This window comes from Intrasporangium oryzae NRRL B-24470, from assembly GCF_000576595.1.
In the GTDB taxonomy this organism is placed as follows: domain Bacteria; phylum Actinomycetota; class Actinomycetes; order Actinomycetales; family Dermatophilaceae; genus Intrasporangium_C; species Intrasporangium_C oryzae.
This window is the reverse complement of sequence record NZ_AWSA01000040.1, coordinates 17,103-38,239: the sequence shown is the minus strand read 5'-3', so window position 1 is coordinate 38,239 and position 21,137 is coordinate 17,103. Positions and strand designations below refer to the sequence as shown.

The following is a 21,137-nucleotide window of genomic DNA, read 5'->3' as shown; positions in this document are numbered from 1 at the left end:
CGCCCCCGCGATGGCCGGCTTCCCAGGGGCGCGGCTCGGGCCGGCGGCCGCCGGCGCGACGGCCACGACGGCCGGGGCCGTCAGCCGCTCCGGTGGAGCCGGCTCCCTGTTCACGGGCGGCTCGGCCGAGACCGACGCGATCTGGATCGTCGCGGCCCAGGGTTCGGTCCGGTGGGCCGAACAGGGTGTCGTTCGTGTCGCGAACGTCGGTTCGGCACAATCGAGGCCATGAGCGACGAGTCGACCACGCCCGATCCGCAGGGGCCCGACGGGCCTGCCCAGCCGCAGTCCGCACCCCGCGAGGAGACCGGGATCATCGACCTCACGGCGACCCAGGCGATCCCCGAGCCGGGAGTGCCCGACCCGGTCGCGGGCCACGGCGCGCCCGGCCCAGTGAGCGGCGCGTCCGGTCGCGCGGTCGGCTCCTCAGCCGACAGCGGCTCCTCACCTGACAGTGGCTCCTCACCCGACACCGCGGTGGACTGGTTCGACGTCTTCGGCCCGGAGCACCCGACCGAGGGTCCGGGAGTCCCGGCGCGCGCCGACGCGACGTGGGGCAGCGACCGCGCCGACGCCCTGGCCGACGAGGCCCACCGGGCGGCATACGCCCCTCCGACCGTCCCCGCCATGACGTCGACCGGCGCACCGACCCCGATGTCGGCCGTCCCCCTCGAGGAGGACCCAGCCACGCCGTCGAACGCCGCGCCTCCCACACCTCACCCGGCTGTTGGGGCTGCTCCCCGGCGGCGTCGTGGGCTCCTCATCGCGCTCATCGCCGCCATGTGCCTCGCCTCGGGGCTCATCGGCGGTGTGGCCGGCCAACTCATCGACGACCGGATGACCCTCGGCTCCACGCCCCTGCCCGAGCCCGGTCCGGGCTCGACGGCGCGGCCGGCGGGCTCGGTCGCGAACATCGCCGCGACGGCGCTGCCCAGCGTCGTCACGATCCAGGTGAGCGTCGACGGGGGCTCCGACACCGGGTCCGGCTTCGTCGTCGACACCCGCGGCCACATCCTCACCAACAACCACGTCGTCTCGGCTGCGGCCGACAGTGGTGACATCACCGTCCTGCTGAGCAACGGCGACACCGAGAAGGCGCGCATCGTCGGCCGCGACGCGAGCTATGACCTCGCCGTGCTGAAGATGGACCGCACCGACCTCAAGCCCCTCCAGCTCGGCGCGTCCGACCAGGTCGTCGTCGGCGACCAGGTGATTGCGGTCGGCGCCCCCCTCGGGCTCGAGCAGACCGTCACGACCGGCATCGTCAGCGCCCTCAACCGCCCGGTGAGCCCCGGCGGCGGCAACGAGGCCTCCTACATCAACGCGATCCAGACCGACGCGGCCATCAACCCGGGCAACTCGGGTGGCCCCCTTCTCGACATGAGCGGCAAGGTCATCGGGGTCAACTCGGCCATCGCGCGCGTGCCGGGCACGACCGGGTCGACGGGCGGCAACATCGGCCTCGGCTTCGCGATCCCCAGCGACCAGGCCCGGCGCACCGCGGACCAGCTCATCGCCACCGGCAAGGCGACGCACCCGGTCATCGGCGTCAAGCTCGACCGGACCTTCTCCGGCGACGGCGCGCAGGTCCTGTCCGACTCCGACGCCGTCACCGCGGGCGGGCCGGCCGATAAGGCCGGTGTCAAGCCCGGCGACGTCATCATCGGGTTCGAGGGCCGGCGCATCCGCACCCCCGACCAGCTCATCGTCGCGATCCGGGCCCGGGCCGTCGGCGACAAGGTCACGCTCAAGGTCGTGCGCAACGGTCGCGAGATCGACCTGCCCATGACCCTCGAGGCCGATCCCGGGAAGTGACGCCCAGCCGCCGGCCGTAGGATGGCCCTCCGGTACACGTGGAAGTGAGGAACTGTGTTCGACATCAACGGGTGGGAGCTGCTCCTGCTCGGCGTCCTCGCCGTCCTCGTGCTGGGGCCGGAGCGACTGCCCGAGTACGCCGCCAAGTTCGGCCGGTTCGTCCGGCAGGCGCGCGCCATGGCCGACCGGGCCAAGGAGCAGCTCAAGGAGGAGATGGGGCCCGAGTTCTCCGACGTCGACTGGCGGGCCTACGACCCTCGGCAGTACGACCCGCGCAAGATCGTCCGCGACGCCTTGAGCGCGCCCGACGAGCCGGTCGATCCGTACGTCGACAAGCCGGTCAGCGTCCCGAAGGGGCACGACCCGTCGGTCGCGACTCCGTGGGACAGCGAGGCCACGTAGGACCGGCCCCCAGCCGTCAGCCCTCGGTTCGATGTGGTCCACGGTCACACGCGACCGTGGACCACATCGATACGGGGAGAGGGGTCAGCGGCCGGCCGGCGTGAGGCCCAGGGAGCGCCCGGCGAGGCCGCGCGCCCGGGAGGCGAGGCCCTTGGCGATGGCGCGCAGGGCCACGCCCGCCGCGGAGTCGGGCTCGCCGAGGACGACCGGCGTGCCCGTGTCGCCGCCCTCGCGCAGCCGGGTGTCGAGCGGGATCTGGCCGAGCAGCTCGACGGGGGCGCCGATGCTCCGCGTCAGGGACTCGGCGACCGCGCGGCCACCGCCCGAGCCGAAGATCTCCTGGCGCGTGCCGTCGGGCAGCTCGAGCCACGACATGTTCTCGATGACACCGGCCACGCGCTGGTGCGTCTGCAGGGCGATCGAGCCGGCCCGCTCGGCGACCTCGGCCGCGGCCTGCTGCGGCGTCGTGACGACGAGGATCTCGGCCGTCGGGATGAGCTGCGCGACCGAGATGGCGATGTCGCCCGTGCCCGGGGGCAGGTCGAGCAGGAGCACGTCGAGGTCACCCCAGAAGACGTCACCGAGGAACTGCTGGAGCGCCCGGTGGAGCATGGGGCCGCGCCAGACGACCGGCTGGTTGCCCGGCACGAACATCCCGATCGAGATGACCTTCACGTCGTGTGCGATGGGCGGCAGGATCATGTCGTCGACCTGGGTCGGGCGCTGCTCGACGCCGAGCATCCGGGGCACGGAGAAGCCGTAGACGTCCGCGTCGACGACGCCGACGCGCAGCCCCTGCTCGGCCATCGCCGCGGCCAGGTTGACGGTCACGGAGGACTTGCCGACGCCGCCCTTGCCGGACGCCACGGCATACACGCGCGTCAGCGAGCTCGGCTTGGCGAAGGGGATCTCCTTCTCGGGAGCGCCGCCGCGCAGCTGCTGGCGCAGGGCCGCGCGCTGCTCGTCGCTCATCACGTCGAGCGTCACCTCGACGGAGGTGACGCCCGGCACCGCGAGGACGGCCGCCGACGAGTCCTTCGTCAGGGTGTCCTTCATCGGGCAGCCCGACACGGTGAGGTAGATCGAGAGGGCCACCGCGCCCGCGTCGTCGATCTCCACCGACTTGACCATGCCGAGCTCGGTGATCGGCTTGCGGATCTCGGGGTCGTTGACCTTCGACAGGGCCGTCAGCAGGGCGTCACGGCTGGGCAGTGCGGGGACAGACATGTGCTCCATCGTATGCCGCTGGGCTCGGTGGCCCGACCACCCCCGGGGTGCGCTCGCTCACCCCGGGTGGCGGGGCTCCCGGGTCGCATGGGCGCGCCTGCCCTCGTCGGCTCCGTCGTCGTCGGCGCGGCGGATGACGGAGCGCTCCTCGAGCTCTTCGAGGAGCGTGCGGAGCTCCGAGCGGACGAAGTCGCGGGTGGCCTGCTCGCGCAGTGCGAGCCGGAGCGAGGCGACCTCGCGCGTCAGGAACTCGGTGTCGGCGAGGTTGCGCTCGTCACGGGCCCGATCCTGCTCGAGGGCCACCCGGTCGCGGTCAGCCTGCCGGTTCTGCGCGAGGAGGATGAGGGGAGCGGCATACGACGCCTGGAGGGACAGGATGAGCGTCAGCAGCGTGTAGTTGGTCTCGCGCGGGTCGAACTGCTGGCTGCGGGGCATGAAGGTGTTCCAGGCCAGCCACACCGTGACGAAGACCGTCATGCCGATGATGAAGCCCGGGGTGCCCATGAACCGCGCGAACTTCTCCGACAGGACCCCGAACGCCTCCTGAGACAGGTCGACCCGCGGCAGGAGCGACGCGCGCTGCTCCTGCGGCTGGTCGAGCTTGTCGCCGCGGACCGGACGGGAGCCCGGTCGGCGCTCGGCGCGCTCGCTCACGGGTTCACCTCCAGCTCGTGCCGCTCCTCACGCCAGTCCTCCGGGAGGATGTGGTCGAGCACGTCGTCGACCGTGACCGCGCCGATGAGCCGCCCGTCGTCGTCGACGACCGGCAGGGACACGAGGTTGTACGTCGCGAGGGTCCGCGTCACGGTCTCGAGGGACGCGTTGGCGGGGACCGGCTCCATCTCCTTGTCGATGATCGAGCCGACGGCGCCGTGCGGGGGCTCGCGGAGCAGGCGCTGGATGTGGACGAGCCCGAGGTAGCGGCCGGTCGGTGCCTCGAGCGGCGGCCGGCACACGTAGACCATCGTCGCGAGGGCCGGGGCGAGCTCCTCGCGGCGGACCATGGCGAGGGCCTCGGCGATCGTCGCCTCGGGGGCGAGGACGACCGGCTCGGTCGTCATCATGCCGCCGGCGGTCTTCTCGTCGTAGGAGAGCAGGCGCCGGAGCGGGGCGGCCTCGTCGGGCTCCATGAGCTGGAGCAGCTCCTCCGCCTGGTCGGGCGGCAGGTCGGCGAGGAGGTCGGCCGCGTCGTCGGGCTCCATCGCCTCGAGGACGTCGGCGGCGCGCTCGGTGGCGAGGCCCCCGATGATCTCGACCTGGTCGTCCTCGGGGAGCTCCTCGAGGACGTCGGCGAGCCGCTCGTCGTCGAGCGCGGCCGCCACCTCGGCGCGGCGCTTGGGGTTGAGGTCGTGGATGACCTCGGCGAGGTCGGCGACCTTGAGGTCGTCGTACGTCTCGAGGAGGCGCTCGGCACTCTGCTCTGCGGACTGCTCGTGCAGGCCGACGACGTCGCGGATGTCGACGAGCATCGTCTTGCCGGAGCGGCGCCGGGTGAGGCGCGACATGGCACGCGAGGCCGAGGAGACCCCCGAGGTCTGTCGGACGAACACCTTGACGCCGAGCCAGTCGCGGCGGGCGGTCTGCTCGATGGCGATGTCCTCGACGATGGCGTCGCCGAAACCGGCCTCGACGGCGTCGTTGGCGGTGACGGTGACGCGCCGGTCGAACAGCTCGGCCGCGACGAGGACCTCGTTGGTGCGCTGCTCGAAGCGGCGCATGTTGACCAGGCCGGTCGTGATGACGGCGCCCGCGTCGATAGAAGTGACCCGGGTCATCGGCACGAAGACGCGCCGACGGCCGGGGACCTCGACGACGAGGCCGATGACGCGGGGCTGGGGCCGGTTGGGCGAGAACATGACCACGACGTCGCGGACCCGGCCCACTTGGTCACCGAGCGGGTCGAAGACGCTCAGTCCGGTCAGGCGCGCGACGAAGACGCGGGTGCTCGCACTCATGCGTCCAAGGCTATGGGGTCAGCCCTTGCGTCGGCGCCGGGCACGCCCGTGCCAGTGCCACGGGCGCCAGGACGTCGTCGTCGCGGTGGTGCGGGCCGGCCGCGCGCGGTGGTCGTCGGCGGCATACTCCCCGGGCGACTCGACCGGGTCGCCGTAGGGCGTGAGCGCGGTGATGGTGCACTCGGCCGCCCAGCGCGTCACCGAGTCGTCGACGGCGTTGAGGCGCGAGGCCTTGAGCAGCTCGGCCGCGACGTCCCACTGCGGCGTCCCGGGGTAGAGGATCTCGGCCCGGGCCCGGGTCGTGACGAGCCGCCCTCCGGTGTCCTTGCTCCGGAGGATGAGGCGGACCTCCTTGGGCAGCCACGGCAGCGGCTGCTCGCCGGGGCCGCTCACGACGTAGGCGGTGCCGTCCTGCCAGACGTGCCAGGCGGGCCAGACCCGGTCCTCGGGGACGTCGATCCAGAGGAGGGCGGACCTGGACATGGCCTCCACGAGGAGGGGGTTGCCGTCGGGGCCGGGCTGCGCTGTCACACGGCCACAGTAGTGACTTCCGTCGCTCTCGCGTGCACGTGACTGCGGTCATAACGTCGCGCTGCGTCCCGTTGCTACGTTGACGCCCATGCGCAGTCCCAAGGACTTCTTCAAGCCCCTCGCGGTGGGGGCGCCGGCCCCGATCACCCAGGTGCCGGCCCGGCCGTCCCGCGTCATCCACTTCTTCGACCCGAGCAACGAGAAGATGGCGGCGAAGGTGCCGGCCATGGTCGGGACGGTCGACGTCCTCCTCGGCAACCTCGAGGACGCGGTCAAGGCCGACCGCAAGGAGGCGGCGCGAGCGGGCCTCGTCGCCATCGCGAAGGCGACCGACTTCGGCGAGCACACCCAGCTCTGGACACGCGTCAACGCGCTCGACAGCCCGTGGGCGCTCGACGACCTGACGACGCTCGTCACCGAGATCGGCGACAAGCTCGACGTCATCATGGTCCCGAAGGTCCAGGGGGCCGAGGACATCCACTACGTCGACCGGCTCCTCGCCCAGCTCGAGGCCAAGGCCGGCCTGAGCCGCCCGATCCTCGTCCACGCGATCCTCGAGACTGCCCGCGGCATGGCCAACGTCGAGGAGATCTGCGGAGCGTCCCCGCGCATGCAGGGCCTCTCGCTCGGCCCGGCCGACCTGGCCGCCGACCGCCGGATGAAGACGACCCGGGTCGGCGGGGGACACCCCGGCTACCTCGTGCGCCAGGACCCCGTCGAGGGCGACATCAGGGGAGAGGTCCACGGTCCCCGCGCGACCTACCAGCAGGACCTCTGGCACTACACCATCGCGCGCATGGTCGACGCGTGTGCGATGCACGGGATCCTCCCGTACTACGGCCCGTTCGGCGACATCGCCGACGTCGTCGCCTGCGAGGACCAGTTCCGCAACGCCTTCCTCCTCGGCTGCGTCGGGACGTGGTCGCTGCACCCCGTTCAGATCGAGATCGCCAAGCGGGTCTTCAGCCCGACGGCCGAGGACGTCGCGCACGCGCGCCGCGTCGTCGCCGCGATGGGTGACGGCACGGGAGCCGTGATGCTCGACGGGAAGATGGAGGACGACGCGAGCCTCAAGCAGTGCCTCGTCATCGTCGAGCTCGCCGAGCGTCTCGCCCGGACCGACCCCGCGCTCGCCGAGCTGTATGCCGTCGAGCCCGCCACGCAGGAAGGGTGACCTCCCATGGTTGCTGAGTCAGCGGCATACGCCTCGGGACCCGACGCGACGGCCTTCCGTCCGCGACGGTCGGTCCTCTACATGCCGAGCTCCAACGAGCGCGCCCTCGAGAAGGCGAAGACCCTCGCGGTGGACGCGCTCATCCTCGACCTCGAGGATGCCGTCGCTCCCGACGCGAAGGAGGTCGCGCGCGAGAACGCCTGTGCCGCAGTGCGGTCGGGCGAGTACGGCCGCCGCGAGCTGACGATCCGCGTCAACGGGCTCGGCTCGCAGTGGCACGACGCCGATCTGGCGGCGGCGTGCGCGGCCGGCCCCGACGCCGTCGTCGTGCCCAAGGTGGGCTCGGCCGACGAGGTGCGCGAGCTCGTCGCCGCGATGGAGGCCGCCGGCGCGCCCGAGCGCACGCGGCTGTGGGCGATGGTCGAGACGCCGGTCGCCGTGCTCCACGCCGAGGAGATCGCCCGTGCCTCCGACCGGCTCGCCTGCCTCGTTCTGGGCACGAACGACCTCTACAAGGAGCTCGGGGCGAGCTTCGCGCCGGGTCGTGCGGCGATCCAGACCTCCCTCCAGCTCGCGATCCTCGCGGCGCGGGCGGCCGGGGTCGCCGTCGTCGACGGCGTCTACAACGACGTCAAGGACGCCGACGGCTTTCGTGCGGAGGCTTGTCAGGGTCGCGAGCTGGGCTTCGACGGCAAGACGCTGATCCATCCGGGTCAGGTCGAGCCCTGCAACGAGGTGTTCGCACCGAGCGAGGCCCAGGTCGCCGACGCACGTGCGGTGATCGCGGCCTTCGAGGCGGCGCAGGCCGAGGGCCGCGGCGTGGCGACGGTCAATGGGCGGCTCATCGAGAACCTCCACGTCGACACCGCGCGCAAGGTCCTCGCCACGGCCGAGGCGATCGCCGCGCTCGGCCGCTGACCGACCCCGTGACCCCCCCGGTTCGATGTATCCGCGCGTGCCAGGGGCCGCGGCGATACATCGAACCGGGGGGGTGGGCGGGGCGACTCAGCCCAGCCGCGCTGCCGCCCGGGTCAGGAGGGCGACGCCGTCCACGGCGTCGACGGAGCCTGCCGGGTTGCTCTCGGAGAGCACGGCGACCGACAGCCGGTCCTGCGCCCGGACGACGGACACGAGCTCGGCGTGGCGGGTTCCGTCCGACTGCGTCACCGAGATCGTGTACCACTGGCCGTCGCTGCCCCCGGGAAGCCCCACCTGTCGAGCTGGGGTGGCCGTGACGATCGCGCCCCGCAGCGCGACCCGGTCGAGCTGCTGACAGCGCGCACCCCAGCCAGCGACCCCGGTCGCGGCCCGCTCGGCGCTCGCGCCGTCCCTGAACGCCACGACGTACTGGTTCGTGACGAGCTGTCGACCCGGGAGATCGTGATAGCCGACACCGGTGTAGACCGCCTCGACGTCCTTGTCCGGCCCGGCAAGGCTGTCCTGGCACACCGAGATGGCCGACTGCCCCCACCCGGTGGCCGTGGCGATCGAGCCGACGAGCCATCCCGCAGTCCGGTAGTCGGTGGACCGCATGAGGTTGCCCTCTGACAGTGCAGGCGCGGCCGGTGGGACTGTTGTCACCGGCGTCTGGTCAGCCGTGGCAGTCGCTCTCGGTGGGGTAGGCGTCGCCGTTGGCCGGTCGTCGGTCGTCACCGGGGTGGACGAGCGGCTCGTCGCCGTGGCAGCCGAGCTCGAGGAGGCGGGCGCAGGCGTCGGCCCCTGGCCGTGCCCGGTCGCCCAGATCGCGGTGCCGGCCACAGCTGCGGTGACGGCGGCCGCCGCGGCAACGGCAAGCCTCGAGTGCCGGTGGGCACCGGTTCCGGCGCCTTGGCCCCACAGTCGGCCCTCGAGCTCGTTCCAGAGCCGCTCGGTGTCGACGTCGTGGCTGCGTGCCTCGGCGTCGAGCAGCTCGTGCGCGAGGTGTTCCCTGTTGTTCATGACTCCTCCAGGTGGGCGTACAGGTCGTCGAGGCCTCGGGAGACCGATGACTTGGCCGAGCCGAGACTCGTGCCCATGACGACGGCGATGTCCGCGTACGACAGGTCGAGCCAGTAGCGCAGGACCACGGCCTCTCGGCGCCGTGGCGCTATAGCCCGCAGCGCGGCACTCACACGCCGGTGGTCGTCGGCCCGGACGCCGAGCTCCTCCGCGGACGGTTCCTGGCGCTCGTCGTCGCGACGGTTGAGCAGTCCGAGCCGTCGGTGGGTCATGCTGCGCCGGTGGCGGTCACGGACCAGGTTCACGACGGTCCGGTTGAGATACGCGCCGGCCTCGGCGATCTCGCCGCGCAGCCGATCCCGCTTCTCGAAGAGACGGCAGAACGCCTCTTGTGCCACGTCCTCGGGGTCTTCGGCACCGAGGAGCGCGGCCAGCCTCACAACCCGGGTGGCATGTCCGTCGAAGAGAGCCCGAAAGTCCTCGTGCACGCCCCCGCCCCGCTCGATTGTCGCTCTCATGTCCCGTACTACGCCTGACGCGGCAGAAGGTTGCCGTATGACAGGCGACGGCGGAGGCGACCCCTACCCCGGATTCGATGTAACCCCGCGGCCCCTGGCTCGCGCGGATACATCGAAGCGGGGGTTGTCAGGTGATGGCGCCGAGCTTGTCGGGGTTGCGGATCGCGTGGACCTCGCTGACCCGGTCGTCCTCGACGGTGACGAACCAGACCGAGTCGATGCCCTCCGCTGTATCGAGCACGACGGCCGTCTCCCCGTTGACGACCTGGAGGCGGGCGGTCACGGGTTCGGCGTCCCTGCGACCCATCACACCGAAGAGCCAACGAATCACCTTGTCAGCCGAGTGGATCGGCCGTAGCGCTGCCCTGCGGACACCGCCGCCGTCGGTCACCAGCGTGACATCGGGGGAGAGCACGGCGACAAGCCCCGCGAGGTCGCCGTTCGTCGCCGCGGCCAGGAAGCGCTCGGTGACCTCACGGTGTCGGGCCGTGTCGACGACCGTCCGTGGCTGGCGGGCCTCGATGTGTGAACGGGCGCGGTGCACGAGCTGGCGGACGGCGGCGGGAGAGCGGTCGAGCGCCCCCGCGACCTCGCCGGACGGCATACCGAAGACGTCGGCGAGCACGAAGGCCGCGCGCTCGAGCGGGCTCAGGGACTCGAGGACGATGAGCATCGCCATCGACACGTCGTCAGCGAGCTCCGCCGCAGCCGCGCCGTCATCGCGGGGGTCGCTCGACACCGGCTCCGGCAGCCACGGGCCGACATAGCTCTCGCGACGGGTTCTCAGCTGCCGCAAACGGTTCAGCGCGAGCCGGGTCGTGATCGTGAGGAGGTAGGCGCGCGGCTCGTCGATCGTGGACGCGTCGACCGTGCTCCAGCGGATCCAGACCTCCTGCACGACGTCCTCGGCGTCCGAGTGGCTGCCGAGCAGGCGGTAGGCGGCGCCGACGAGGAGGCGGCGGTGGTCCTCGAACGTGGCGGCCGCATCGTTGCTGCGGGGGTCGTTCATGCCGGGGTCGTTCACCGGGCTGGCACCTCACAGTGGTCCTTGAAGCCCTGGCTCGTGAGGCCGAGGGCCGAGTTCGTCCGGGAGCGGAGGTTCTCGAGCGAGATCATCTCAGTCAGCTCGACGAGCTGCCCGTCGGAGAGGTGCCCTCGGAGGTCGGCGACCATCTCGTCGGTCACCTCGGGCGGGGTGGCGGTCATGGCCTCCGCATAGGCCAGCACCGACCGCTCGAGCGGCGTGTAGACATCGGCGTCGCGCCAGTCGGTCAGGTGCTCGAGCTTGCGGACGTCGAGGCCGTTGTTGCGTGACACGTACCAACCGAAGTCCATGCACCAGCTGCAGCCGATCCCCGCCGCCACAGCCGCACAGGCGAGGTCCTTGAGGCCCGACTCGACGCTCGACCACTTCTCGACGGACATCTCGAACCGCGAGACCGACATCAGGACGCGCCGGTTGTGCAGCATCGCGAGGCCGGGCTCGAGCACCGTCCCGTAGCGCCGCCGGCTCCACCCAGAGACGAGCCGGACGAAGAGCGTCGGCCGGTGTTCGAGGGGCACGCGTGCGGAGCGCTCGGTGCTCACAGGTGCGATCGGAGTGGCAGTGGGCGTGGTGATGCGGTGGGCGGTGGGGGTGGTCATCGTGGTCCTTCCTCCAGGATCGCGGGCGCCGCGGGTGACGGCGCCGTCAGAGCGTGGACACGCGCGACTCCTGAGGTGTGACATCCCCGCACCGTCCCCCGGTTCGATGTATCGCCGCGCCCTCTGGCGCTCGCAGATACATCGAACCGGGGGTCACGTCGTCGCGGCCGCCCACGCCATCTCGTCCGGCGCCTGTGCACGCCAGTAGCTCGTCATGGCCGCCGGACGTGAACCGAGCTGTGGCGCGGGTGAGCCTCTGCGCGGGGAACCGGTTGGCGGCGATGAAGGGGTCCGAAGTGCCGCAGTCGATCCGGACCCGAAGGCGAGCGAGTCCGCCGATCCGCTCGAAGACCGAGTTGCGCTGGTAGTCCGCCCGGTCGTCGAAGGCCCCGGCCGGCGTCTCGCCGGCCCGCCGCCAGAGCGCCGCGCTCACCGCCACGACCCCTCGCACGCGGTCGGGGACGAGGTCGCAGGCGATGCGCAGCGCGCCGTACCCACCAGGCCCTCGGTCTCGAGCGGCCCCGCCCGGATGCCGTCACGATGCCGGGGAGGCCGACCGCCGCTGTCCCGAGGACGGATCGTCGCGTCCACCCTCGTCTCGGTCCACGCCCAGAGCGTAGGGGCGACAGCCACATCCGGCCTGCCGGAAGCGCGCGCGCCACGCTGCCGCCGGGAGCGGAACCCGCGAGGGCCCCTGCCACGTTGGTCTCGGCATGAGGGAGGACACGCCGGACCCGGTGCCGACGGGCGAGGAGCGCGGCCAGGTGAGCCGCCGCCGCCTCCTGACGCTCGGAGCCCTCGGCGTCGTCGCAGCCACCGGCACGTATGCCGTGTCCCGCGGCGTCGGCCTCCCTGGCCTCCCCGAGGTGCCCGGGCTCTCCGGCCCGTTGCCCCGCGAGGTGTGGATGCGCCCGCGGCCGGTCGACTCGACGGCCCTGCAGGCGCGTCGCAGCGTCGGCTCAGCGGCATACGTCTACGAGGTGAGCGGGAGGCGGGCGACCTACTACGTCGACGAGGCGTTCGGCAGGCGGCTCGACGCCTGGCTGGCGCTGCACCGGACCCACCTCGGTCAGGACCCCGACGAGGTGAGGTCGTACGGCGCGTGGGCCCCGAAGTCGGCGACCTCGTGGCACAGCTCGGGGCAGGCCTTCGACCTCGCGCGGCTCCGCGGGGGCGGCAAGGACCTCGTCTCGCTGCGCTACGACCTCTGGCGCGACGCTCCTGCCTCCGAGCGGCGCCGACGGCTCGCGGCCTACTGGCGCACCGCGGCGGGACTGCACCACGAGTTCGCCGACGTCCTCACCTACCTCTTTGACGGCGCCCACACCAACCACGTCCACGTCGACATCGGGCGGTTCGGCGACGAGCGGCCGCGCCTCATCCGGCGCTCCGGGGCGCAGGTCCAGGCCGTCCAGGCGATGTGCCGTCACGTGTGGGGCCGGACCGACGTCGAGGTCACGGGGGAGTGGGACGACACGACGCGAGACGTGACGACGAAGATCCTCGAGGAGGCCGGCGGCCCCGGCGAGCTCGCCGGCTCGCGCGAGGCCTGGCAGGCGTTCATGGTCGCGACGATGCACCGGGTCTGAGCGGGGGCCCGCGCCCACGCCCGGGCCGCCGCCTAGGATCTGCGCATGGCCAAGAGCGTGCTCACCCCGCAGTCCGAAGACTTCCCTCGCTGGTACCAGGACGTCATCGCCAAGGCGGAGCTCGCCGACAACGGGCCGGTTCGCGGAACCATGGTCATCCGGCCGTACGGCTACTCCATCTGGGAGCGGATGCAGTCCGACATGGACCGCCGGATCAAGGAGGCGGGCGCGCGCAACGCCTACTTCCCGCTCTTCATCCCGGAGTCCTACCTCACGCGCGAGGCCGAGCACGTCGAGGGCTTCAGCCCCGAGCTCGCCGTCGTCACGCACGCCGGTGGCAAGGAGCTCGAGGAGCCCGTCGTCGTCCGCCCCACGTCGGAGACCGTCATCGGCGAGTTCATGGCGAAGTGGACGCAGAGCTACCGCGACCTGCCGCTCCTGCTCAACCAGTGGGCCAACGTCGTCCGGTGGGAGCTGCGCCCGAGGATCTTCCTCCGGACGAGCGAGTTCCTCTGGCAGGAGGGCCACACGGCGCACGCGACCGAGGAGGACGCGCGCCTCTACGCGAAGCGGATCCACGAGGACGTCTACGCCGCCTTCATGCGCGAGATGCTCGCCATGCCGGTCGTGCTCGGCCGCAAGACTGCGCGGGAGCGCTTCGCCGGGGCCACCAACACCCTCGCGCTCGAGGGGATGATGCGCGACGGCAAGGCGCTGCAGATGGGCACCTCGCACGAGCTCGGCCAGAACTTCGCCAAGGCCTTCGACATCACCTACCTCTCCGACGAGGGCCGCCAGGAGCTCGCGTGGACGACATCGTGGGGCACGTCGACGCGGATGGTCGGCGGCCTCATCATGGCCCATGGCGACGACGCAGGGCTCCGGGTCCCGCCGCGCCTGGCACCGGTCCAGGTCCTCGTCATGGTCGTCAAGGAGGGCGAGGGAGTCGTCGAGGCGGCGCGCCAGGTCGTCGACGACCTCGTCGCGCAGGGGGTGCGAGCCGAGCTCGACGCCCGCGTCGACACGCCCTTCGGTCGACGTGCCGTCGACGCCGAGCTCAAGGGCATCCCGATCCGCGTCGAGGTGGGCCCGCGTGACCTCGCCGAGGGGTCGGTCACGGTCGCGCGGCGGATCGCGGGGGGCAAGTCGGCCGTCGGGCTCCGAGGCCTCGTCCCCGAGGTCCTCTCGGCGCTCGACACCGACCACGAGGCCCTGTATGCCGCTGCCCTCGCCCACAAGGACGCCCACACCGCCGCCGTAGCGACGGTCGACGACGCCGCCGAGGCGGCCCGCACCGGGTGGGCGACGATTCCCTGGGCCGACCTCGGGCCCGAGGGCGAGGCACGGCTCGCCGAGTCGGCGATCACCGTGCGCTGCCTCACCATGCCGGACGGTTCGGTGCCGCGCAGCGAGGACGAGGCGGGCGTGCTGGCGGTCGTGGGCCGGGCCTACTGATGTCCCACCCGGGTTCGCGGGAGGGCGGTCAGCCCGAGATCCTGACGCCGCTCCTGCGCCAGCGCGAGAGCGTCATGATCTACGACCGGTCCCACGTGCTCTCGCCCGCTGCGCTCCGGGCCATCCTCGAGGCCGCTCGCTGGGCGCCCTCCGCCGGCAACTCGCAGCCGTGGGGCTTCATCGTCGGTCGCCGCGGCGACGCGACGCACGCCGCGATCGTCGAGGTGCTCTCCGCGGCCAACCAGGTCTGGGCGCCGGCCGCGTCGGCGATCATCCTCACCCTGCACCAGGTGGCGACCGACGAGGACCACGAGATCGCCTACAGCGACTACGCGATGTTCGACCTCGGGCAGGCCGTTGCCCACATCACGGTCCAGGCGCGGTCGATGGGCCTGCAGGTGCGCCAGTTCGGCGGGTTCGACCACGCCGCCGCGGCGCGGCGGTTCGCCGTGCCGGCGCACTGGGCCGTCACGACCGGGATCGCGCTCGGCCTGCCCGCCACGCACGGTGAGGAGTGGGACGTCCCCGGCTGGCTCCAGGCGCGCTCGCGGCTCCCGCGCACGCGGCTGCCGCTCTCCGCGTTCGTCCATGCCGAGACGTTCGGGCACCCCGCCGACTTCCTCGACGACTAGGCCGCCGCACTGCCCGCAGAAGGTCCCGGGCTGAGGCACGGCGAGCGACCCGACCGGGTTTTCCGGAACGGGCTCGCGACGTCGACGCCGGGTGTACCTTCGGCTCTTGGGAGTGACCCCCGTCACAGTCGCCGTCCCGCCACAGTCCTGTCGTCACTGGACGCCCAGCCGACAACGAGCCGTAGCCATCAGGAGGGGCCCGGGCGCGCCGCACGCCCGGCGCGCACCCGGGAGGGGAGGGCGGGGGAGGTCACGCCACGAACGCGTGGCCTCCCCCGTTGCCTCGGTTCCTCACCAGCGCGACGTCGCCGCAGCCATGAGGTCGCCGAAGAACATCCCCTCGTCCACCTCGTACCCCCTGCGGGTGAACCAGTCACACATGTTGCGTGCGTCCCGTTCGAGGAACTCCGGACCGTGCGGGTTGCCGATCACGTCGACGACCTGCGGCCAGTCGATGAGGACGAGCCGGGGGCTCCCGCCTCGCTCGTCGAGGAGGACGTTGTAGGGCGAGAGGTCACCGTGAGCCCACCCGAGCTCGGCGAGCCGGATCATCGCGGCTCTCAGCTGCTCGAAGAGCTCGGGCAGGACGTCCGCGCCCGGTCGGGTCTGGGCCAGGCGCGGGGCCGCCTCGCCGCCGGGGCTGCCGATGAACTCCATCAGCATCTCGTCCTCGCCCATCTGGACCGGGTAGGGAACCGGCAGGCCCTCGTTCCAGAGCCGGACGAGCGTCTCGAACTCCGCGAACGCCCAGAGGCCGCTGATGAGCTGCTTGCCGAACGACGTCCGGGTCCGCATCGCCCGTGTCTCGCGGGACTTCCGGACGCGCCGACCCTCGAGGTACCCCGCGTCGCGGTGGAACATCCGGTGGTCGCTCGACCGGTAGCGCTTGCCCGCCATGAGGACGTCGCGGCCGGCATCGCCCGGGACCCAGCGCCGGACGAGGTGGACGTCGGCCTCCTTGCCGGTCTTGAGGACCCCGAGGTCCGCCTCGACCGCGCCGAGATCGGTGATGACCCAGTCGGGTCGGGGCTTCGGCCCGTGCGTGGCGCCGTCCCAGCTCGACCAGCGGTCGCCTTCCGGGGGGCCGTCAGGATCGGTGTCGACGGCATACGACTCCGGCTGCTCTCCGAAGCGGCGGTGTCCCTCGAAGGACGTGAGATCTAGCTCGTCGAACGAGCTGTTCTGAAATGCATTGAATGACAAGGGAACTCCAAGGTTGAAGAAATGTGGGCAGGCATGCCCGGGACCGTGATCGACATGTCACCCTCCTTGGGTTCGTGCGGCGGCCGTGCGCCTCCGCGTCTGGACGAGGGTGGCCCATGCCGGACGGCCCGCGCAATCGATTTACGGCCGTGACCGACCCACGGGCCGTCCGGTCCTGGTTTGGCCATTCCGTATCAAGGGCGACCGACGCGCCTCTACCGTGAGGGGAGCAGGCCGCGTCCGCCTCGTCGGGAGGGAGCCACGTATGCCGTCGACGTCCTTCGCAGGGGGCGCGCTGCGTGTCACGACCCCACCGTCGTACTCCGCCTCGCGGGTCGGTGCCGACGCCGACCGGGCCCTCCCGGGCGAGCCGGGGTCCGAGGTGGCGACCGGGCGCTCCGTGCTCCTCGAGGCGCTCGCCGACGTCGACCTCGAGGTCGTCGACCGCGTCGAGCTGGCGCCCCGGGTGACCCGTGACCTCGACGCTGCGCCGCCCGCCAACCGGCGCGGTCACGTGCGGCTCGACGTCGACGTGGCAGCGGGCGAGGACGCCGTCGTCCTCGTCGAGCGCGACGGCGTCTACTCGTGGCACCTGCCCGCCAACCCGGTCGACCGGACGCGGGACCTCGAGCCCGGCCCGAGGACGGCCCACTTCGAGATCGACGTCCAGCCCGCCCGCCCCTCGCGGCGGCCGGCGGGGGAGCGGGCCAAGGCTCAGGTCAGGGCTCGGGTCAGGGGGCTCGAGGTCGAGGCCGGGGCGCCGCGCACGCGAGGCCTGCTCGGCGACCTCGTCCACGGCACGGCCCAGGCGATCGTCTTCCGGTTCGCCGCCTCCGCCCTGCTCAAGAGCGCGACCCAGGCGATGGAGGCCCATGTCCGGCCGGGTCTCGTACGGATCACCGGCAGCGACGTCACGGCGTGGACGCCCTTCGAGCGACTCGACGAGCTCGACCTGCCCACCGACCGGGCCGTGCGCCTCCTGCTCTTCGTGCACGGGACCTTCTCGTCCACCGTGGGGGCCTTCGCGCCGCTCGCCCTGGTCCCGGGAGCCGAGGGCTTCGTCGAGACGCTCGTGTCCGCCTACGACGCGGTCATCGGCTTCGACCACAAGACCCTGACCCTCGACCCCAAGGCCAACGCCGAGGACCTCCTCCAGCGGCTCGCCTCCCACCACCCGCGCTCCGACCTCGTCATCGACATCATCACGCACAGCCGGGGCGGGCTCGTCACCCGTGCGTTCGCCGAGGACGTCCTGCCGTCGTCGTCGTGGCCCGGCACGGTGGACCGCATCGTCTTCGTCGCCGCGACCAACGGCGGCACCCACCTGGCCGACCCGAAGCGGTGGTCGGACCTCGTCGACGTCTACACCAACCTCGCCGCGGTGGGCGCGGGCGTCCTCTCGCTCCTGCCGGGCGGCGCCCCGGTGGGCGCCGTGGTCGGTGCGACGGTCAAGGGCATCGGTGCCTTCGTCAAGTACCTCGTCTCGTATGCCGCGAAGAGCGACGACGTTCCCGGTCTGCAGGCGATGATGCCCGACGGCGCGTTCGTCGCGTGGATCAATGCGGATCAGCCCGGGCAGCCGAAGCCCGGGACCGACTGGTTCGTCGTCTCGTCCGACTTCCACGTCGAGCTCTTCGACGACCACCACAGCCCACAGGAGTTCCCCCGGGAGCTGGTCGCCCAGCTCGCGGAGGGGTTCATGGACCAGATCTTCGAGGACGCGAACGACCTCGTCGTCGACACCGCGTCGATGGCCGCGATCGGGCTGCCGGCAGGCGGGTTCGTCAAGGACAGCCTCGCCCTGGGCGCCAACGAGGTCGTCTACCACACCAACTACTTCGGGCAGCTCAAGGTCATCGAGGCGATCGCCGGGTGGCTGCCGCTGGGGATGGGCGCGGGAGGCGGCGAGTCGGCCGAGCGGGACCTCGAGATGGCCGAGCCACCCGCGGCGCCGGACGAGCTGACCGAGGGGCCGGACGAGCTGATCGAGGCCCAGCTCGGTGCCGAGATGCCGGCCGCCGTCGTCTCCGGGGAGGACTTCACGCTGCGGGTGCGGCTCGCGCGCACGGCACTCACCCCGAGCGTCGGCACGTCCCACGCCGAGCAGGAGGTCCACCTCGACGCCGAACGCCCGGTCACGGTCCAGGTGTTCGGCAAGGCCAACGCCACGGTCGCCGACCCGGACACCAAGGTCTTCGGGCTCCCGAGCGGCGACTGGACGAGCGAGCTCAGCTTCACGGTCCGCGCGATCGCCGCCGGTCCGGTGACGCTCCTCGTCGTCGTGCGCCAGGGTGCGGTCCCCATCGCCAACCTCTCCCTCGAGGGCACGGCGCTCGAGCCGGACGCCACGGCGTTCCTCGGGCCCGGCGGCATCGTCAAGGCGGTCGTCCACACCGGCATCGACGCCCCCGAGCTCGATGGGCTCGCCTGCCTCGACATCGTCGAGTGCCGGCTCCCCGGGGGCGAGCGCGTCTACCACTACGCGGTGCGGCTCGTCCGGGGAGAGCCTGCCGAGACCTTCACCTCGGCCCCGGTCCTCGACCGCGACGGCTTCGTCCGCGACCGGGTCGCGGCCGTCGAGGCGACCCTGCGCGACGAGGGGATGGGCGAGGGCGAGCGCCTGAGTGCCCTGCAGGACATCGGGACCCAGCTGTTCGACCAGTTCTTCCCCGAGCCGATGCAGGCCTACCTCTGGGCGCACCGTGACAAGGTCGCGGACCTCATCGTCTACACCGACGAGCCCTACGTGCCGTGGGAGCTCGTCCACCTCAAGCAGCCGCGGGGCAAGCGCGGGACCAAGCCGCGCTTCCTCGCCCAGGGTGGTCTGGTCCGCTGGCAGCTCGGCAGCTTCCCGCCACGCCGGGTTCGGGTGCGCACCGGTCGGGTCAGGTCGATCTGCCCGGTCTACGCCGACCCGATGTTCGACAACCGGGAGGGCGTGGCCGAGCAGGAGTTCCTCGTCGCCCGTCTCGGGGCCAAGCCGGTCACCGCGACGCCACGGGGCGTCGAGCAGCTCCTCCGCTCGGGCCGCTTCGACGTGCTCCACTTCTCCGGGCACGGGGCCGCGCGGTCCGACGACATCGCCGATGCCAAGGTCCTGCTCAAGGGCCGCAAGCGGGGCCGGACCGTCGAGCCCCAGTACCTCTCGGCGACCGCCGTGAGCGAGAACGTCGACTGGACGGACTCGCGTGACGGCGGGCCGCTCGTCGTCCTCAACGCGTGCCAGACCGGACGCTCCGGAGAGCTCTGCACCACCGTCGGCGGGTTCGCCAAGGCGTTCCTCGACGCGGGCGCGGCGGCCTTCGTCTCCTGCCTGTGGTCGGTTCGCGAGCAGCCGGCGCGCGTCTTCGTCGAGACCCTCTACGAGGAGCTGCTCGCCGGCCGGACGATGGCGGCAGCGAGCACGTCTGCCCGCAGGGCGGCGCGCGAGGCCGGCGACCCGACCTGGCTCGCCTTCGTCGTCTACGCGCGACCCGACGCGGTCCTCGTGAGGACGTGAGCGGCATACGACCTGGGCGGACGCGACCCGCAGCGTCCGACAGAACGACCGAAGGACCGACAGAAGGACCGACAGAAGGACCACGACAGCACGAGGAGAGGACACGGCCATGGCGCGCAAGGCGCTCTGCGTGGGGATCAACGAGTTCGAGTCGCTGCCGATGAGCAGCTGGCTGAGCGGCTGCGTCAACGACGCGAACGACATAGCGGCCGCCCTGAAGAAGCACGGCTTCACGGCGCGGACGACGACGGTGCTCACCGACGCCGACGCGACGAAGAAGAACGTGATGGCGGCCCTCACCGGGATGGTCGACGGGGCGAAGGCCGGCGACCACCTGATCTTCACCTTCTCGAGCCACGGCACCCAGGTCCCCAACGAGCCGGGCGGCGACGTCGAGCCGGACGGGCTCGACGAGGCCTTCGCCTGCCACGACATCCGGCGCAAGGGCGACCAGTGGGACCGCGACACGGTCATCATCGACGATGAGCTGCACGACCTCTTCGCGCGCGTCCCCGCCGGCGTCCTGCTCGAGGTCCTCCTCGACACGTGCCACAGCGGCACCGGCCTGAAGGATCTCGACGAGATCCAGCAGGCGATGCTCCTCGGTCGCCGCCCCCGCTACCTGCCGCCGCCCACGCCGAAGGGGCTCGACCAGGCGCGCGGGCTGCGCGCGCTCAACCCGCCCCGGACCGTGGACCGCAAGGCGCTCGTCGAGCTGACGAAGGGGCGCAGCACGACGAACGCCAAGCCGGTGCTCTTCGCGGCCTGCAAGCCGGACCAGACCGCCTCGGACGCGACCTTCGACAAGCGGCCCAACGGCGCATTCACCTACCTCTTCCTCAAGGCCCTCGCCGACAACCCGACGGCGACGCGCGTCGACCTCCTCAAGGCGGTCACAGCCAGCCTCAAGCAGGGCGGGTTCGCCCAGCGATCGACCCTCGAGGGTCCGCCCAAGGCCAGGCAGGTGTCGTTCGGCCAGCTCTGGTGACCGGCCGCGGGGGCCCCCGCGGCTACGTGCGGAAGAGGACCTTCGAGAAGCCGTCGAACTCCCCGAAGGCCGGGAACTGCGCACGCAGAGCCCCCTCCCGGATGACAGCACCGCAGAAGTACCGGGGACCCGGCGAGGCCGCGCAGAGCAGGTCGACGTCACGCAGGACGTCGTCCCGCCGCCCCACGAGAGCGGGCTCCGTACCGCTGTACATGAGCAGGACATGGCTGAACCGTCCGAACGGGCTGCGCCGTGCGATGGCGCCCACCTGCTCCTCCCAGTCGACCTTGGTCGACAGCTCCACGTGGGGGACCTGCTCCCAGTCCACGCGGTGCGGTGTCCACGGGAGCGTCTGCAGGTGCGCCGCGAACCCCGCCGAGACCTCGGGGCCCACCTCGAACGACTCGTGCTCCGACATCCACCACTTCACATGAGCGGTGTTGACTCCCATCCGTCCCCCTCGACAGAACATTCGTGCGACCCACGCCGGTCACCGCGCACCGTGCGCGCAGACCCGGGGCTGTCCCTACGTACCCCCTCAGACCGTAGCGGCGTCACCGGCCTCGC

Annotated in this window: 21 protein-coding genes; 10 read left to right on the top strand and 11 right to left on the bottom strand. The window is 72.0% G+C overall.

The window, feature by feature from the left end:
- The 3 genes from N865_RS23345 to tatB form a co-directional block, all read left to right on the top strand.
- A partial coding sequence (locus N865_RS23345; RefSeq protein ID WP_211244917.1) for a hypothetical protein occupies window positions 1-232 on the top strand: 232 nt, incomplete at its 5' end.
- Window positions 229-1,815: a S1C family serine protease gene (locus N865_RS16265; protein WP_034808172.1), complete on the top strand. Its 1,587-nt coding sequence runs from the start codon at window positions 229-231 to the stop codon at window positions 1,813-1,815. The genes N865_RS23345 and N865_RS16265, both read left to right, overlap by 4 nt.
- A gap of 54 nt (window positions 1,816-1,869) precedes the next feature.
- On the top strand, window positions 1,870-2,217 hold the full coding sequence (gene tatB / locus N865_RS16260; RefSeq protein WP_034808170.1) for a Sec-independent protein translocase protein TatB: 348 nt from the start codon (window positions 1,870-1,872) through the stop codon (window positions 2,215-2,217).
- Between the two features lie 84 nt (window positions 2,218-2,301).
- Here the strand turns inward: tatB and N865_RS16255 are convergent, their stop codons facing one another.
- Genes N865_RS16255 through N865_RS16240 form a run of 4 tightly spaced genes read right to left on the bottom strand, consistent with a single transcriptional unit; the run spans window position 2,302 to window position 5,930 of the window.
- On the bottom strand, window positions 2,302-3,444 hold the full coding sequence (locus N865_RS16255) for an Mrp/NBP35 family ATP-binding protein (RefSeq protein WP_034808168.1): 1,143 nt from the start codon (window positions 3,442-3,444) through the stop codon (window positions 2,302-2,304).
- Window positions 3,445-3,501: 57 nt separating this feature from the next.
- A complete protein-coding gene (locus tag N865_RS16250) occupies window positions 3,502-4,098 on the bottom strand; it encodes a DUF1003 domain-containing protein (RefSeq protein WP_051510764.1) in 597 nt (198 codons plus the stop codon).
- Complete coding sequence (locus tag N865_RS16245; RefSeq protein WP_034808166.1) at window positions 4,095-5,399, bottom strand: magnesium transporter MgtE N-terminal domain-containing protein; 1,305 nt, start codon at window positions 5,397-5,399, stop codon at window positions 4,095-4,097. The genes N865_RS16250 and N865_RS16245 overlap by 4 nt, the downstream gene beginning before the upstream one ends.
- 18 nt (window positions 5,400-5,417) lie before the next feature.
- A complete protein-coding gene (locus N865_RS16240; protein WP_051510762.1) occupies window positions 5,418-5,930 on the bottom strand; it encodes a hypothetical protein in 513 nt (170 codons plus the stop codon).
- 88 nt (window positions 5,931-6,018) lie between these two features.
- Between N865_RS16240 and N865_RS16235 the strand changes: the two genes are divergently transcribed.
- Window positions 6,019-7,104 (top strand): HpcH/HpaI aldolase/citrate lyase family protein, encoded by a 1,086-nt coding sequence (locus tag N865_RS16235; protein ID WP_034808164.1) that lies wholly within the window; start codon window positions 6,019-6,021, stop codon window positions 7,102-7,104.
- Between the two features lie 6 nt (window positions 7,105-7,110).
- Entirely contained in the window at window positions 7,111-8,022 is a 912-nt protein-coding gene (locus tag N865_RS16230; RefSeq protein WP_051510760.1) for an HpcH/HpaI aldolase/citrate lyase family protein, read from the top strand.
- A gap of 87 nt (window positions 8,023-8,109) precedes the next feature.
- Here the strand turns inward: N865_RS16230 and N865_RS16225 are convergent, their stop codons facing one another.
- From N865_RS16225 to N865_RS16205, 5 genes are all read right to left on the bottom strand, one after another.
- Entirely contained in the window at window positions 8,110-9,042 is a 933-nt protein-coding gene (locus N865_RS16225; RefSeq protein ID WP_034808162.1) for a hypothetical protein, read from the bottom strand.
- A complete protein-coding gene (locus N865_RS16220; RefSeq protein WP_084328302.1) occupies window positions 9,039-9,560 on the bottom strand; it encodes an RNA polymerase sigma factor in 522 nt (173 codons plus the stop codon). Before N865_RS16220 ends, N865_RS16225 begins: the two co-directional genes overlap by 4 nt.
- 127 nt (window positions 9,561-9,687) lie before the next feature.
- Entirely contained in the window at window positions 9,688-10,569 is an 882-nt protein-coding gene (sigJ, locus tag N865_RS16215; RefSeq protein WP_034808191.1) for an RNA polymerase sigma factor SigJ, read from the bottom strand.
- 11 nt (window positions 10,570-10,580) lie between these two features.
- Window positions 10,581-11,204 (bottom strand): carboxymuconolactone decarboxylase family protein, encoded by a 624-nt coding sequence (locus tag N865_RS16210; RefSeq protein ID WP_084328301.1) that lies wholly within the window; start codon window positions 11,202-11,204, stop codon window positions 10,581-10,583.
- Window positions 11,205-11,250: 46 nt separating this feature from the next.
- On the bottom strand, window positions 11,251-11,637 hold the full coding sequence (locus N865_RS16205) for a hypothetical protein (RefSeq protein ID WP_157557737.1): 387 nt from the start codon (window positions 11,635-11,637) through the stop codon (window positions 11,251-11,253).
- A 280-nt stretch (window positions 11,638-11,917) separates the two neighbouring features.
- Here N865_RS16205 and N865_RS16200 point away from each other — a divergent pair, with 280 nt between their 5' ends.
- The 3 genes from N865_RS16200 to N865_RS16190 are packed head-to-tail and all read left to right on the top strand — an operon-like array spanning window position 11,918 to window position 14,880.
- On the top strand, window positions 11,918-12,793 hold the full coding sequence (locus N865_RS16200; RefSeq protein ID WP_034808159.1) for a hypothetical protein: 876 nt from the start codon (window positions 11,918-11,920) through the stop codon (window positions 12,791-12,793).
- 45 nt (window positions 12,794-12,838) lie between these two features.
- Window positions 12,839-14,248 (top strand): proline--tRNA ligase, encoded by a 1,410-nt coding sequence (gene proS, locus N865_RS16195; protein ID WP_034808157.1) that lies wholly within the window; start codon window positions 12,839-12,841, stop codon window positions 14,246-14,248.
- The gene (locus N865_RS16190; protein ID WP_051510755.1) at window positions 14,248-14,880 is read left to right on the top strand and encodes a nitroreductase family protein; all 633 of its coding nucleotides are present in this window, start codon (window positions 14,248-14,250) and stop codon (window positions 14,878-14,880) included. The genes proS and N865_RS16190 overlap by 1 nt, the downstream gene beginning before the upstream one ends.
- Window positions 14,881-15,171: 291 nt before the next feature.
- On the opposite strand, the gene N865_RS16185 is transcribed toward N865_RS16190, so the two are convergent.
- Window positions 15,172-16,083, bottom strand: coding sequence for a serine protein kinase RIO (locus tag N865_RS16185; RefSeq protein ID WP_034808155.1), 912 nt, complete (start codon window positions 16,081-16,083; stop codon window positions 15,172-15,174).
- A gap of 265 nt (window positions 16,084-16,348) precedes the next feature.
- On the opposite strand from N865_RS16185, the gene N865_RS16180 reads away from it, so the two are divergent.
- Both N865_RS16180 and N865_RS16175 read left to right on the top strand, forming a co-directional pair.
- Complete coding sequence (locus N865_RS16180) at window positions 16,349-19,582, top strand: DUF7379 domain-containing protein (protein ID WP_034808153.1); 3,234 nt, start codon at window positions 16,349-16,351, stop codon at window positions 19,580-19,582.
- A gap of 109 nt (window positions 19,583-19,691) precedes the next feature.
- Window positions 19,692-20,570, top strand: coding sequence for a caspase family protein (locus N865_RS16175; RefSeq protein WP_034808151.1), 879 nt, complete (start codon window positions 19,692-19,694; stop codon window positions 20,568-20,570).
- A 22-nt stretch (window positions 20,571-20,592) separates the two neighbouring features.
- On the opposite strand, the gene N865_RS16170 is transcribed toward N865_RS16175, so the two are convergent.
- Window positions 20,593-21,021: a hypothetical protein gene (locus N865_RS16170; RefSeq protein WP_034808149.1), complete on the bottom strand. Its 429-nt coding sequence runs from the start codon at window positions 21,019-21,021 to the stop codon at window positions 20,593-20,595.
- Between the last annotated feature and the right edge of the window lie 116 nt (window positions 21,022-21,137).

Bases quoted from the DNA above. Each gene is read 5' to 3' on its own strand.
- N865_RS16200 (WP_034808159.1), top strand. From the start codon at position 11,918: ATGAGGGAGGACACGCCGGACCCGGTGCCGACGGGCGAGGAGCGCGGC.
- N865_RS16180 (WP_034808153.1), top strand. From the start codon at position 16,349: ATGCCGTCGACGTCCTTCGCAGGGGGCGCGCTGCGTGTCACGACCCCA.
- N865_RS16225 (WP_034808162.1), bottom strand. From the start codon at position 9,042: ATGAACAACAGGGAACACCTCGCGCACGAGCTGCTCGACGCCGAGGCA.
- N865_RS16210 (WP_084328301.1), bottom strand. From the start codon at position 11,204: ATGACCACCCCCACCGCCCACCGCATCACCACGCCCACTGCCACTCCG.
- sigJ (WP_034808191.1), bottom strand. From the start codon at position 10,569: ATGAACGACCCCCGCAGCAACGATGCGGCCGCCACGTTCGAGGACCAC.
- N865_RS16235 (WP_034808164.1), top strand. From the start codon at position 6,019: ATGCGCAGTCCCAAGGACTTCTTCAAGCCCCTCGCGGTGGGGGCGCCG.
- N865_RS16220 (WP_084328302.1), bottom strand. From the start codon at position 9,560: ATGAGAGCGACAATCGAGCGGGGCGGGGGCGTGCACGAGGACTTTCGG.
- N865_RS16245 (WP_034808166.1), bottom strand. From the start codon at position 5,399: ATGAGTGCGAGCACCCGCGTCTTCGTCGCGCGCCTGACCGGACTGAGC.
- proS (WP_034808157.1), top strand. From the start codon at position 12,839: ATGGCCAAGAGCGTGCTCACCCCGCAGTCCGAAGACTTCCCTCGCTGG.
- N865_RS16265 (WP_034808172.1), top strand. From the start codon at position 229: ATGAGCGACGAGTCGACCACGCCCGATCCGCAGGGGCCCGACGGGCCT.
- N865_RS16230 (WP_051510760.1), top strand. From the start codon at position 7,111: ATGGTTGCTGAGTCAGCGGCATACGCCTCGGGACCCGACGCGACGGCC.
- N865_RS16175 (WP_034808151.1), top strand. From the start codon at position 19,692: ATGGCGCGCAAGGCGCTCTGCGTGGGGATCAACGAGTTCGAGTCGCTG.
- N865_RS16170 (WP_034808149.1), bottom strand. From the start codon at position 21,021: ATGGGAGTCAACACCGCTCATGTGAAGTGGTGGATGTCGGAGCACGAG.
- N865_RS16190 (WP_051510755.1), top strand. From the start codon at position 14,248: ATGTCCCACCCGGGTTCGCGGGAGGGCGGTCAGCCCGAGATCCTGACG.
- N865_RS16255 (WP_034808168.1), bottom strand. From the start codon at position 3,444: ATGTCTGTCCCCGCACTGCCCAGCCGTGACGCCCTGCTGACGGCCCTG.